The organism is Microbulbifer mixtoriginis (SeqCode) (assembly GCF_052466695.1).
Genome location: NZ_CP174285.1, coordinates 2,401,127 through 2,414,015, shown reverse-complemented (window position 1 = coordinate 2,414,015; position 12,889 = coordinate 2,401,127). Strand labels below are relative to the sequence as shown.

Below are 12,889 nucleotides of genomic sequence, written 5' to 3'. Positions count from 1 at the left end.
GATTTTATTTTGTTATCAGCGGGAGATATCGCCGGGTCAATTGGAATTAATTAGGGGTACACAGCTGAAACTCACGGTGCTTTGCGGCACTATATGAGTCGGGAGGCAGGATCAGCGTCCGGGTCCAGTATCGGAAGAGGCATTGCAGACAGGTTATCTTGGGGACTGCTCTGCCATCACAGTGGGCACACCACTATTTTTTTACTTTGCCCCCGCCCTGGTGCTTGATCGATAGTGATTAATCACTGCGATCCCGCTTGATGGATAGATGAAAAATAAATGTACAGGTGATGTCGTGTCTGCAAATTCTTTTGGCCTGCGGTTCTTAGGCCTGATTCTCACTGTGTTACTGGGGGGATGTGTAACCACTGGTTTGCCAGAGCGCCAGGAGGTCAACCTGGAGAAGGCTTTGGAAACCCATGTTCAACTGGGTATTCGCTATCTGCAGAGTGGAGAGAACCGCGAGCTGGCTCGCCGTCACTTCAACAAAGCGCTGGAGCTGGGCAAGAAGAATCCTATGGCCCACCATGGCCTGGCTCTGCTGTACCAGGCCGATGGCGAATTGAAGGTGGCCGAGTCCCATTTCAAAAAGGCCCTGCGCTACAGCGACAATTTCTCCATGGCGCGCACAAACTATGGTGTGTTCCTTTACCAGCAGGAGCGCTATGAGGATGCTTTAGAGCAATTTCGTCACGCCTCCAGTGACCTGACTTATAACCGCCGTTTCTTTGCCCTGGTTAACTATGGCCGTACTGCTAATCGCCTGGGCTTAGCCGATGAGGCAGAACGGGCCTACACGCGTGCGCTCGCTCTCAACAGCAATCTGCCGGTAGCGCTACTGGAGTTGGCGGAGCTTAAATATGAGGCCGGCGACTATTCTGCGGCCAAACAGTACCTTGATCGTTACAGTGAGAATAACCGCCAGACACCCCAATCCCTATGGTTGGGGATACGTATTGAGAAGGTGTTTGGCAACCGCGACAAGGAGCTGAGTTATGCTCTTGCGCTAAAAAATCTGTACCCGTACTCTGCGGAAACACTGAAATATCAGGAGTTGAGTGGTAATGACGGATAGTAACTCCGTGCACCGCGACAGCGGCCAAATCGAATCCAGTACACAGGCTTCTCCCGGTGCGCTACTGCACTCTGCGCGCGAGGCGGCCGGGCTGTCTCGCGAGGAGCTATCCCGGCGCTTGTGTATTATCGACAATACGGTGGAGTGGTTAGAAGAAGACCTTTACGAGCGCCAGCCGGAAGCGGTTTATGCGCGGGGTTATATTCGCAATATTTGCCGGGAGCTGAGCATTGACTCCGCTCCTGTGCTTACCGCCTACGATGCCGCACGTCCAAAACAGCAGGTGCGCAAAGAATCGCGACGTATCGAGATGAAAGCCGACGCCCTGCGCCCGGCGCGCAAACACGGCTATGGTCTGTTGGCTCTCCTGCCATTTGTGGTGGCGGGCGCTGTATTTTGGTGGCTCTATGTTGGCCCGGTAAATATTCCCGGTCTGCAGAACTCAGTAGAGCAAAATGCAGCCCCAGCCGAAACTGCTGAGCTATCCGTTGCTGAGCCATCCGTAAATATCAATGAAATAGCATTGGCGGAGCCTGGTTCAACCCAGTTGCAGGTTGCTGAGGCACCGGCGCAACAACTAGAGCCCGCCGGGGAAGAAGTCGCGGAGGAGGCTCAAGCTCCCGAACATAATGCGCTTACTGAACCCCAGGTCAGCGTGCAAGCTGAAGACACTACCGCCCAGCTACCCGCAACCGTTGCGCAGCTGGATGAACAGTTGCAAGGAGCGCTGCGTCTCAGTTTCGACGAGGATTCCTGGGTTGAAGTAAAGGATGCCGAGGGTGTTGTACTGCTCGCCGGTGTTCAGCAAGCCGGCAGTTCCAAGAACCTGGATGGGCGCGCGCCCTTCGAAGTGATGCTCGGTAATGCCCGTGCAACCAAGGTGGTTTACCGCGAGCAAACGATTGAAAGCGACCCCATTGGCAATCGCCGCACCCGCCGCCTGATTGTGGGCAATTAAAGGATCTCCGCCGTTTGGGCGCGAACTCTGTAGGTTTGCGCCCAATCTCTCTATAATCTCCCCCTCGAATTTTTAGCAGCAATACTGCCAGGTCAGCCCTATGCAATTTGAATCTCCCATTGTCCGCCGCAAGTCGCGCCAGATCATGGTGGGTAATGTACCGGTCGGTGGCGATGCGCCGATCTCGGTGCAGAGCATGACCAATACCGAAACCTGTGATGTGGCCGCCACTGTGGGCCAGATCCAGCGTCTGGAAAATGCTGGTGCGGATATCGTGCGGGTCTCAGTGCCCAGCATGGAGGCCGCTGAGGCTTTCGGGGAAATTAAAAAGCAGGTGAATGTTCCGCTGGTGGCGGATATTCACTTCGACTATCGCATTGCTCTGCGAGTGGCCGACCTGGGGGTGGATTGCCTGCGCATCAACCCCGGTAATATCGGCCGTGAGAAGCGTATTCGTGCGGTGGTGGACAAGGCCCGCGATCTGAATATCCCGATTCGTATCGGTGTAAACGCGGGCTCTCTGGAAAAAGACCTGCAAAAAAAATACGGTGAGCCCACGCCAGATGCACTGGTGGAGTCCGCACTGCGCCATGTTGAGATTCTTGATAGCCTGAATTTTCAGGACTTCAAGGTGAGCGTGAAAGCCTCGGACATCTTTATGGCTACCGCTGCCTATCGCAAACTGGCCCAGCAAATTGAGCAGCCCTTGCACTTGGGTATTACAGAGGCCGGCGGCCTGCGAGCCGGTACGGTGAAATCCGCAATTGGCCTCGGCGCCCTGTTGCTCGACGGTATTGGCGATACCCTGCGGGTATCCCTGGCGGCAGACCCGGTGGAAGAGGTGAAAGTAGGTTGGGATCTTCTGAAGAGCTTGCGCCTGCGCAGCAAGGGGATCAATTTTATCGCCTGCCCCAGCTGCTCACGCCAGAACTTTGATGTGGTAAAAACCATGAATGAGCTGGAGACGCGCCTAGAAGATGTCACCACGCCGTTGGATGTGGCGGTGATCGGCTGTATCGTCAATGGCCCGGGCGAAGCGAAGGAGGCGGATATTGGCCTCACCGGCGGTACACCGAGCCACGCGATTTATGTGGACGGCCAGCCAGACCGCAAATTCAAAAATGAGAATTTAGTGGATGATTTGGAACGCCTAATTCGCGAAAAGGCCGCTGCCAAGGCTGAGCGCGAGGCAGATATCATCGCCAAAGCGTAGCGGGCACGTCTATTGCACTGCCCTATTCGTTGATTTAAGTAATTAGAAATTTAAGGAACAGCGTTGAAACAACTTCGCGCAATTCGCGGCATGAACGACCTGCTGCCGGAACAGTCCCCGGTTTGGCAATATGTGGAAGCCACCCTCAGTGAACTCTTTGCCCGCTACGGCTACAGTGAAATCCGTACGCCCACTCTGGAGGCAACCCAGCTGTTCAGCCGCGCCGTGGGCGAGGCTACCGATATTGTCGAAAAGGAAATGTACACCTTCGAGGACAAGAGCGGAGACAGCGTTACCCTGCGCCCAGAGGGCACCGCAGGCACCGTGCGCGCAGCGATCCAAAACAACCTGCTGATTCAGCCCCAGCGCCTGTGGTATTTCGGCCCTATGTTCCGCTATGAGCGCCCACAGAAAGGCCGTCTGCGCCAGTTCCACCAGTTTGGAGTGGAAGTGTTCGGCATCGAAGGGCCGGATATCGACGCGGAAATGCTGATTATGACCGCGCGGCTGTGGCGTCAGCTGGGTATCGGTGAACACGTCACCCTGCAGTTGAACTCCCTGGGCAACTCCGACAGCCGCGCAGCCTATCGTGAGGCCCTGGTGGCCTACCTCAGCGAGCGCCGCGAGCAGCTGGACGAGGACAGCCAGCGCCGCCTGGAGCGCAATCCCTTGCGTATTCTCGACAGTAAAAATACGCAAACCCAGGAACTGCTCGCCGAGGCGCCATGTCTATTGGATTTCCTCGATGAGGAATCTGCCGCCCACTTTGCCCAGTTGCGCGAGCTACTGGATGCAGCAGGGGTGAAATACGAGATCAACCCCAAACTGGTGCGCGGTCTCGATTACTACGGTAAAACCGTTTTTGAATGGGTGACCGACAGTCTCGGTGCCCAGGGCACTGTCTGTGCCGGCGGCCGCTACGATGGTTTGGTAGAACAGATGGGTGGGAAGCCCACTCCAGCAGTTGGCTTTGGTCTAGGTGCCGAGCGCCTGGTATTGATGTTGGAAACCCTTGAAGTACTACCGGAGAGTCTGGCTCAGCAAGTAGATGCCTACCTGGTGGCTGTGGGTGATGTACAATCAGCCGCCTTGGCTGCCGCCGAGCAATTGCGCGACGAGCTACCATGGTTGCGTCTGCAGGCGCACTGTGGAGGTGGGAGCTTTAAGAGCCAAATGAAGAAAGCGGATAAAAGCGGTGCCGATTACGCACTGATTATCGGCGAGGATGAGGCTGCAAATGGTCAGATTACAGTGAAATATCTGCGCTCCGAGCAACAGCAACAGACTCTCGCGCTCACGGAACTTGCGGCATTGCTGCAGGGCTGATTCAAATACTCAGGGTGGCGGTGGCCCCCGCCAGGATAGTTAGAAACCACAGGAAAGGCGATTTACCCAATGTCTGAGCATCTTACCGAACAAGAACAAATAGAAACGCTGAAGCGCTGGTGGGCGGAAAACGGCAGGGGCATTCTTACCGGCATAGTCCTGGCTCTGGCCGGCTACTTTGGTTATCAATGGTGGCAGGGTGACCAGCGCTCCAAGGCTGAGGCGGCCTCGGACCTTTACCAAGGTTTTATCCAGGCGGTATCCGCTAATGACAACCAGCCAGACAACAAGCAGCTGACTACTGCGAAGTCACTTGCCGAGCAGCTGAAAAACGAGTACGGCAGCCGTATCTACGCTAGTCAGGCCTCTCTGCGCCTGGCCGCAATTGCCGTCGACAAGAGTGACCTGGAAGTCGCGCAGACTCACTTGCAGTGGGTGCTCGACAACTCCAAAGAAGATGCCATGAAGCTGCTGGCCAAGCGCCGCCTGGCCACGGTGATTGCCGCGCGCGGCAAACCAGATGAAGCTTTGAAGCTGATTGAGGGCAGTGTGCCCCCGGCCTTTGCCGCCCTCTATTCCGAGACGCGCGGTGATATTCTCCGGCAGAAAGGCGATGACGCCGGCGCGCGCAGCGCCTACGAACAGGCTTTGACCGAGCTGTTACCAGAGCAGGCGGGCAGTACCCAGCTGCTACAACTCAAAGTTGAGAGCCTAGCAGTGGCCTCTGGCGAAGAGCAGAAACCAAGTGAACCAGCACCTGAGGGAGGCGAATAATGGGATTTCTCAATCGCGCTGTGGGGCGCACCGCAGCGGTTGCCCTAGCGGTAGCTCTGGGTGCCTGCGCCTCCAATGAGAGTAAGGAGGATGTCGAGCCGGTAGACCTGGTCGATTTCGCGCCTAGTGTTCAGCTGCGCGAAGTCTGGTCGGCGGATGTGGGCAGCATCGATGAGAAGCGTTATGCGATGCTGCAGCCGGGTCTGGCTGACGGTAAACTGATTGCCGCCAGCAGCGACGGTGAAGTGACCGCTTTTGATCGCAGCAGCGGTAGGCCCCAGTGGGAAACCGATCTGGATATTGAATTGAGCGGTGGTGTCGGTGTTGGATTGGGTATCGCTGTAGTTGTTGACTACCGCGGCCGTGCGGTGGCCCTGGACTTGCGAAATGGCGCTCAACTATGGACCTATCAAGTCTCTGGTGAAGTGGTCTCCGCTCCGGCAATAGGATCCAGTGTTGTGGTCCTGCAAACCGTTGACGGTAAGTTGGTGGGCCTGGATGCCAGCAGCGGTGAAGAGTTGTGGAGCCAAACCACCACCTTGCCGGTACTGACTCTCCGCGGCACCGCGGCCCCCGTGATTAGCGGCGGTCTGGTAATTGCCGGTCTCGATAATGGCAAATTGGTTGCCCTGGACGCCCGCGACGGCATAACCCGCTGGGAACAGCGCGTTGCCATTCCGCAGGGTTCTGCTGAATTGGAGCGGGTTGTGGATATCGACGGGTCGCCGGTAGTGCGCGGTGATCTGGTGTTTGCCGCCAGCTACCAGGGTCGTGTTGTCGCTTTATCCAAGGAAAACGGTCGTGGCCTTTGGGCGCGTGATGCCTCTACCAACCACTCAGTGGCTGTTGGTGGAGGGCATGTGTACCTGAGCGGCGCCTCGGGCAGTGTATACGCTTACAATGTAGGCGCTGGCCAGATCGCCTGGAGTAACAATGAATTACTGCGCCGCGAACTGAGTGGCCCGGCTTATTTCCAGGATGTTGTGATTGTCGGCGACTTGGAAGGTTACCTGCATGTGCTTGACCCCAGTTCCGGTCAGTTTATCGGCCGCGAAGAGGTGGATAACGATTCGATTCGTATCCCCATGCTGGTGGATGGCGACCTGTTGTTTGTCCTGTCTGATGACGGCAAGTTGGTAGCCCTGACCCTCGCTCGGAGCTAAGCGCGCAATATTGCTGTGGCGGACAGGCAGTCCGCTTTTGGGCACCAGCCCGCAAAAGGAGCCTGCTTCGCAGGTGAATTGAAATCGCCCGCCTTGTGCGGGCGTTTGTATTTATTTATTAGGCTAAAGCCAGAATTCTATGCTGCCAGTTATCGCCCTGGTCGGGCGCCCCAACGTGGGCAAATCCACACTGTTTAATCGTCTTACCAAGAGCCGTGACGCCTTGGTGGCTAATTACGCCGGTCTTACTCGCGACCGCAAATATGGCGAGGCCGAAATCGATGGACGCAAAGTACTTCTCGTAGATACCGGCGGTATCACCGGCGGAGAAGAGGGCATTGATGCGGCCATGGCGCAGCAGTCTATGCAGGCTATCGAAGAAGCGGATATCGTGCTGTTCCTGGTGGATAGTCGCGATGGCCTGACCCCGGCGGATGAAATGATCGCAGACCGGCTGCGCACTCGCTCCAAGCCGACCTTCCTGGTTGCCAACAAGGTCGATGGTGTCAACCCGGATATCGCCCTGGCGCCCTTCTATGAGCTGGGTATCGGTGAACTCTTTCCCACCACTGCCACCCACGGTCGTGGTGTGCGCAGCCTGATGCAGCGCGTGGTTGAGGATCTTCCTGAGGTGGCGGCTGAAGAGGAGCCGGAAGAGGCCACCGGAATCAAGATTGCCATTGTTGGGCGACCCAACGTGGGTAAATCTACCCTGGTCAACCGCCTGCTCGGCGAGGACCGCGTAGTGGTATACGACCAGCCTGGCACCACGCGCGACAGTGTCTATATCAATTACGAGCGCGATGAGAAGCCCTATACCTTGATCGACACTGCCGGTATTCGCCGACGCAAGAACATTAAGGAATCGGTGGAGAAGTTCTCTATCGTCAAAACCCTGCAGGCGGTGGAAGACGCCAATGTGGTGGTGCTAGTGATTGATGCTCGCGAGGGCCTGGTGGACCAGGATATGCACCTGATGGGCAGCGTGATTCAGGCCGGGCGAGCCTTGGTGGTGGCTCTGAACAAGTGGGATGGCCTGGAGGCAGATCACCGCGACTACGTGAAAACGGAGCTGGAGCGCCGCCTGCGTTTTGTCGAGTTTGCCGACGTGCACTTTATTTCCGCCCTGCACGGCACTGGCGTTGGCCATTTGTACGAGTCTATCGAGGCCGCCTACCAGAGTGCGACAGATAAACTCTCCACCAACCACCTCACGCGTATTCTGCAATGGGCAGTAAGTGAGCACCAACCACCACTTGTGCACGGCCACCGTATCAAACTGCGTTACGCCCATGCGGGCGGCCAGAACCCGCCGGTGATCGTTATTCACGGCAATCAGACCGAACAGGTGCCTGCGCACTATGTACGTTATCTGGAAAAGACGTTCCGCAAGGCCTTGGAGCTACACGGGACACCGGTGAAAATCGAATTCCGTACCGGTGACAACCCCTACGCCGGTAAGAAAAACAAACTGAGTGATCGCCAGAAGGCCAAGAAACGCCGCCTGATGAAGTTTGTGAAAAAGAAAAAATAAAGTTCCACACGCCTACAAGCCCGAGTGTCGCCAATCCCCCCCTTGTCTTGCACTGCGGGGGGCATTTTACGGGTTAATATCCTTAGCGGTAGATCGCGGATCCGACCGGGATCATGGACGACACCTAAGGAGATGGCGATGCTGGAGCTGAAAAAACCCGCGCTATTGCGCACCCAGTCCTATATCAACGGCCAATGGGTCGATGCCGATTCCGGCGCTACATTCGACGTTAAAGATCCGGCCACCGGCAAGGTAGTGGCCAGCATAGCTGACCTTGGTGCCGATGAGACCCGTCGCGCTATTGAGGCGGCCAGTGTTGCCTGGCCAGACTGGGCCGCTACTCCGGTTAAGGAGCGGGCCAAGTTACTGCGGCATTGGTACAACTTGGTGATCGATAACACCGAGGACTTAGCCAGAATTCTTACCGCTGAACAGGGGAAGCCCCTCTCTGAGTCACGCACAGAGATAGTCTACGGTGCCAACTATATCGAGTGGTTTGCTGAGGAGGCTAAGCGCATTTATGGCGATGTCATAGCGCCCCCCGCCAATGACCGCCGCATCGTGGTGATCAAGCAACCTGTTGGGGTCACTTGTTCAGTCACGCCATGGAATTTCCCCAATGCCATGATCGCCCGCAAGATGGCGCCGGCCCTGGCGGCCGGTTGTCCATTTATCGCCAAGCCGGCCCATGAGACGCCATTATCCGCCCTGGCGCTGGCGGTACTGGCGGAGGAAGCGGGTATTCCCCCGGGTATCTTCAATATTGTGGTTGGTCAAAATGCGCCTGCCATCGGCACCGAGATGACGAAGAACCCTCTAGTGCGCAAGTTTACCTTTACCGGTTCCACTGCTGTGGGCAAGAAACTGCAGGCGCAGTGTGCTGAAACCATGAAGAAAACCTCCATGGAGCTGGGCGGCAATGCGCCATTTATTGTTTTTGATGATGCGGATCTGGATGAGGCAGTGAAAGGTGCCATTGTCTGTAAGTACCGCAACGCCGGGCAAACTTGTGTCTGCGCCAATCGTATTTTCGTACAGGAAGGGGTTTACGAGGCTTTCGCGGAGAAATTTGCCCAGGCAGTTAACGCGCTAACAATGGGGAATGGCTTTGCAGAGGGAACCGATATTGGCCCTATGATTACCGTCAAAGCGGTCGAAAAGGTGGAGGGGTTGGTAGAAGATGCCCTACAAAAAGGTGCGAAAACTCTGGTTGCTGGCGGACCCGATGCTATGGGCGATCAGTTCTATGCACCCATAATACTGGGAAATGCCACTGAGCAAATGAATCTGTTTAAAGAGGAAATCTTTGGTCCAGTGGCACCACTGTTTAAATTCTCCACGGAAGAAGAGGTGATTCGCATGGCTAATGATACCGAGTTTGGCCTCGCCTCTTATTTCTATTCCCGTGATATTGGACGGGTTTGCCGAGTGTCTGAAGCGCTGGAGTACGGCATGGTGGGTGTGAATGAAGGGATTATCTCCAATGAAATGGCGCCCTTTGGAGGTGTAAAGGAATCTGGTCAGGGACGGGAAGGTTCTAAATACGGTATTGAGGACTACATGGAAATAAAATATTTGTGTATTGCTGGTGTCGATAAATAATTCCCGCAACTGGTTTAAAATATCGGGCTCATTATTGGTTGTCTGGATTTTCCATGGTTGTTGAGCCCATTGCCCGTGTGCACTCCTGTTTTGGTGAAAAATTTGGTGTTCCCCGTCAGCCACTGCTCGCCGATGCCAGCCGGGCCAGTATCGAACTACTAGCGCCACTGAATGTGGCAGATGCGGTAGCGGGGCTGGAGGAAAACAGTCATATCTGGGTTGTTTTCCAGTTTCACCAGGCTGCCGGGCAATGGTCCGCCAAGGTCCGCCCCCCGCGCTTGGGTGGTAATAAAAAGCTCGGTGTACTCGCCACTCGATCCCCCTTTAGGCCCAATAATATTGGCCTTTCCGTGGTGCGTTTACTGGAAGTGCGCACCTCCCCCAAAGTGGAATTGATTGTCGGTGGAGCCGACCTGGTAGACGGCACACCAGTGTTGGATATCAAACCCTATGTGCCCTATGCCGATGCCCTACACCATGCTGAAAGCGCTTTTGCCGATGCCGCTCCCGCATTGATCACTGTAAATATCCCGGAAGCGATTCTTCGCCAAGCCAAGGCCTATAAAGATGACTGGGGCACTGATCTGCCGAAGTTAATTGAGCAGGTTCTGGCACAAGATCCCCGGCCCGCTTACCAAAAAAACGATCCACAGCGAATTTATGGCATGGCGCTGTGTGGGTTCAATTTGTGTTGGCGCTACACGGAAAGAGGGATTGAGGTGGTGTCGCTGGAAGTATTTTGAGAACAGTTTGCTACTGGGTTAGGGGATTTATGCCTCACTTGGGCCTTCTTGCTTGTCCCCTTATAGAGATTAGTAGTGATATGTCACCTACATTCGAGGAAATTGCAATTTCTCCGCTTGTGCCACTTGCCTGAAAATACTCCAAAATCTGTAAGAGAGTTCCCCATGTCGGTAAGAGAAACATTTAATTATCAGGGCCTGGAGGCAATCCGAGTTGGCCGCCTGAATATGGGGGTCAACACCACATTTGTCGTTTATAGGCTTAATGGCACAGTAATAGATACTGGCCCTAGTAACCAGTGGAAATATGTTAAGCCGTTTATTGAAAATACACCGCTAAAACAACTATTGCTGACTCACCACCACGAGGATCACAGCGGCAACGCCGGAGCTATCCAGAAGCTCACCGGCGTGCAGGCTTTTGCGCCGGACTTAACTATAGGGATATTAAAAAAGGGCTTTCGTATCCCCCCCATGCAAAAACTGTTCTGGGGAACCGCTGGAAAAGCCGAAGTAGCGCCACTGCCAGAAGATATCCGCATTGGTACTGAAGAAGTGCAGCCCCTATTTAGCCCTGGTCATGCCAAAGATATGACCTGCTACCTGTTGCCTGAGCGCGGCTGGTTGTTCAGTGCAGATTTATATATTGCCAATTACTTAAAGTTTCTTCGCATCGATGAAGATATCCCCATCCTGTTAAACAGTATCAAAAGTGTATTGGAGCACTCCTTCGAAGTCATTCTCTGTCCCCATCGAGGCGTTGTAGAAAATGGCTGGCAGCAGTTAAAGCAGAAGTATGAGTTTCTGTTGAATTTATCTGCAGAGGCACAGCAGCTTGATCAGCAAGGGCTGCCATTAGAGCAAATCAGCGAGCGTTTGCTGGGAAAAGAGGGCTTGGTAAGTATTTTAACTGGCCACAACTTTTGTAAGAGAAACTTAATTGCCTCTTGCTTGAAGGTGGACCTAGATACAATGGCCCGTTCGTGATTTTATTTTGTTGATACTTTTTCAAAAGTTTGCAGAGAATGGTTAAGCTCTAAAAAGTTAGCAGCTAAGGGTGATTTGAGTTTACTAGCTTTAAAATTAATACATGGATGCCGATTCATTTGACGGCTTCAATAATAAACCGCTTGATCCGTACTCCAGCATGTTTGCGCATTTCTGGATGTATTTTTTGGTAGTAGGCATCCATCACTTGTTGGGCAAATTCTTGTCTTTGCGAGTTCTGCAGATGTCGAAATTGAGGCACCCAAGATAAGAAAAACGCTGTGAGCGTGTCTCGGGTGCCAAAATTTTCCACATGATGGATTTCATCGATCCTGGGCAGGTAAAATCCAGCATCCTCGATATAATTACGCATTTCATTCAGGGAATAATGATTGTAAGGATCGAGAAAGTTCTCAAAATGTGCCTGCCATTGATTATTGTTTTGGAATTCGTACACCGTATCCCAGAAATTCTCATGGTCAACCTGAAAGCCGGCCACAATCTTGCCATCCTCTCTTAAGTGTTTATAAAAGCCATTCCAGACCTTCTTCTGGTCTGCCACCCAGTGCAAGCAGCTGAAAGAAAAAATAATATCGAACTGCTTATCAAACTGAATTTCATCGGCGCTCATCTGCTCGAAGGAGAGATTGGGTACACCGGTGTGGGCTTTGCGGGCGTGGCGAATCATATCCTCAGTGAGGTCCACACCGATTATCTTGCCACTCTTGAGGTGTTCAGCTAGATAGCGGGTGATTCTGCCATCGCCACAGCCCACATCAAGGATAGTGCTGGCGCATTGATAGTTGCTGCGTTGGATAGCTTCCATGGCGTGCCGCCATTGCATGGAGGAGGCCTTTACATATTCCTGGGCCTGCCACTTATCGTGTCTGACGGGCTTATCTATTGCCATGGCGGCATAACCCTTGATTGTGGGACCGCTAACCAGTCTAGCCTAGATACAGACATTGGAGGTGTAAGCAAGACAAGTGGGGAGATTTTATATTGAAACTAAAAGGTTCCTGTCACTGCCAGTCGGTGCGATTCAATCTTAAATGTGCACAACCATACCCATTTAACCGCTGTTACTGTTCGATTTGCCGCAAGACGGCTGGGGGAGGGGGCTATGCCGTTAACCTGGGAGGGGATTACCAGTCGCTGACGGTAAAGGGGAAGGAGTTTATCTCAGTGTATCAGGCAATATTGCGAGATAAGTCTGGCAGCAATAGTGCCAGCCCGGCGCAACGCCATTTTTGTTCCCGCTGTGGCAGTGCGCTTTGGTTGTGGGACCCCCGCTGGCCCGATCTGGTCCACCCATTTGCCTCTGCGATAGATAGTGAACTTCCCGTACCACCAGAACTTACTCATATGATGCTGGCCTTTGCCAAAACCTGGGTAGAGCCGGATATTCGAGCCGCGGACAAGCATTTCGATGAGTACCCAGATGAGTCACTGGCAGAGTGGCATCAACGCCATAATTTGTACTGAGATGTGAAAGGGGCGAGCCGATAGGCCGC

At 54.1% G+C, this 12,889-nt stretch carries 12 protein-coding genes; 11 read left to right on the top strand and 1 reads right to left on the bottom strand.

The window, feature by feature from the left end; translation table 11 throughout:
• Positions 1–295 precede the first annotated feature (295 nt).
• From pilW to ACJJI0_RS10690, 10 genes are all read left to right on the top strand, one after another.
• Complete coding sequence (gene pilW / locus ACJJI0_RS10735) at positions 296–1,075, top strand: type IV pilus biogenesis/stability protein PilW (RefSeq protein WP_444885869.1); 780 nt, start codon at positions 296–298, stop codon at positions 1,073–1,075.
• Positions 1,065–2,033, top strand: coding sequence for a RodZ domain-containing protein (locus ACJJI0_RS10730; RefSeq protein ID WP_444885868.1), 969 nt, complete (start codon positions 1,065–1,067; stop codon positions 2,031–2,033). Before pilW ends, ACJJI0_RS10730 begins: the two co-directional genes overlap by 11 nt.
• Positions 2,034–2,133: 100 nt before the next feature.
• A complete protein-coding gene (gene ispG, locus ACJJI0_RS10725; RefSeq protein WP_252084817.1) occupies positions 2,134–3,246 on the top strand; it encodes a flavodoxin-dependent (E)-4-hydroxy-3-methylbut-2-enyl-diphosphate synthase in 1,113 nt (370 codons plus the stop codon).
• A gap of 63 nt (positions 3,247–3,309) precedes the next feature.
• Positions 3,310–4,572: a histidine--tRNA ligase gene (hisS, locus tag ACJJI0_RS10720; protein WP_444885867.1), complete on the top strand. Its 1,263-nt coding sequence runs from the start codon at positions 3,310–3,312 to the stop codon at positions 4,570–4,572.
• A 69-nt stretch (positions 4,573–4,641) separates the two neighbouring features.
• A complete protein-coding gene (locus ACJJI0_RS10715; protein ID WP_444885866.1) occupies positions 4,642–5,346 on the top strand; it encodes a YfgM family protein in 705 nt (234 codons plus the stop codon).
• Positions 5,346–6,509 carry an outer membrane protein assembly factor BamB gene (gene bamB / locus ACJJI0_RS10710; RefSeq protein ID WP_252084820.1) on the top strand — a complete coding sequence of 388 codons (1,164 nt, stop codon included), beginning with the start codon at positions 5,346–5,348 and terminating at the stop codon, positions 6,507–6,509. The genes ACJJI0_RS10715 and bamB overlap by 1 nt, the downstream gene beginning before the upstream one ends.
• Positions 6,510–6,648: 139 nt before the next feature.
• The gene (gene der / locus ACJJI0_RS10705; protein ID WP_252084821.1) at positions 6,649–8,043 is read left to right on the top strand and encodes a ribosome biogenesis GTPase Der; all 1,395 of its coding nucleotides are present in this window, start codon (positions 6,649–6,651) and stop codon (positions 8,041–8,043) included.
• A gap of 138 nt (positions 8,044–8,181) precedes the next feature.
• A complete protein-coding gene (locus ACJJI0_RS10700; RefSeq protein WP_444885865.1) occupies positions 8,182–9,645 on the top strand; it encodes an NAD-dependent succinate-semialdehyde dehydrogenase in 1,464 nt (487 codons plus the stop codon).
• A gap of 53 nt (positions 9,646–9,698) precedes the next feature.
• On the top strand, positions 9,699–10,388 hold the full coding sequence (gene tsaA, locus ACJJI0_RS10695) for a tRNA (N6-threonylcarbamoyladenosine(37)-N6)-methyltransferase TrmO (RefSeq protein ID WP_444885864.1): 690 nt from the start codon (positions 9,699–9,701) through the stop codon (positions 10,386–10,388).
• A gap of 165 nt (positions 10,389–10,553) precedes the next feature.
• Positions 10,554–11,375 (top strand): MBL fold metallo-hydrolase, encoded by an 822-nt coding sequence (locus ACJJI0_RS10690; protein WP_444885863.1) that lies wholly within the window; start codon positions 10,554–10,556, stop codon positions 11,373–11,375.
• A 115-nt stretch (positions 11,376–11,490) separates the two neighbouring features.
• Here the strand turns inward: ACJJI0_RS10690 and ACJJI0_RS10685 are convergent, their stop codons facing one another.
• Positions 11,491–12,285, bottom strand: a complete 795-nt coding sequence (locus ACJJI0_RS10685; protein ID WP_444885862.1) for a class I SAM-dependent methyltransferase — start codon at positions 12,283–12,285, stop codon at positions 11,491–11,493.
• A gap of 92 nt (positions 12,286–12,377) precedes the next feature.
• Here ACJJI0_RS10685 and ACJJI0_RS10680 point away from each other — a divergent pair, with 92 nt between their 5' ends.
• A complete protein-coding gene (locus ACJJI0_RS10680) occupies positions 12,378–12,860 on the top strand; it encodes a GFA family protein (protein ID WP_444885861.1) in 483 nt (160 codons plus the stop codon).
• Positions 12,861–12,889: the final 29 nt, after the last annotated feature.

Coding starts and splice junctions, on each gene's coding strand:
- ACJJI0_RS10700 (WP_444885865.1), top strand. CDS start 8,182: ATGCTGGAGCTGAAAAAACCCGCGCTATTGCGCACCCAGTCCTATATC.
- tsaA (WP_444885864.1), top strand. CDS start 9,699: ATGGTTGTTGAGCCCATTGCCCGTGTGCACTCCTGTTTTGGTGAAAAA.
- bamB (WP_252084820.1), top strand. CDS start 5,346: ATGGGATTTCTCAATCGCGCTGTGGGGCGCACCGCAGCGGTTGCCCTA.
- ispG (WP_252084817.1), top strand. CDS start 2,134: ATGCAATTTGAATCTCCCATTGTCCGCCGCAAGTCGCGCCAGATCATG.
- ACJJI0_RS10715 (WP_444885866.1), top strand. CDS start 4,642: ATGTCTGAGCATCTTACCGAACAAGAACAAATAGAAACGCTGAAGCGC.
- der (WP_252084821.1), top strand. CDS start 6,649: ATGCTGCCAGTTATCGCCCTGGTCGGGCGCCCCAACGTGGGCAAATCC.
- ACJJI0_RS10730 (WP_444885868.1), top strand. CDS start 1,065: ATGACGGATAGTAACTCCGTGCACCGCGACAGCGGCCAAATCGAATCC.
- ACJJI0_RS10690 (WP_444885863.1), top strand. CDS start 10,554: ATGTCGGTAAGAGAAACATTTAATTATCAGGGCCTGGAGGCAATCCGA.
- ACJJI0_RS10685 (WP_444885862.1), bottom strand. CDS start 12,285: ATGGCAATAGATAAGCCCGTCAGACACGATAAGTGGCAGGCCCAGGAA.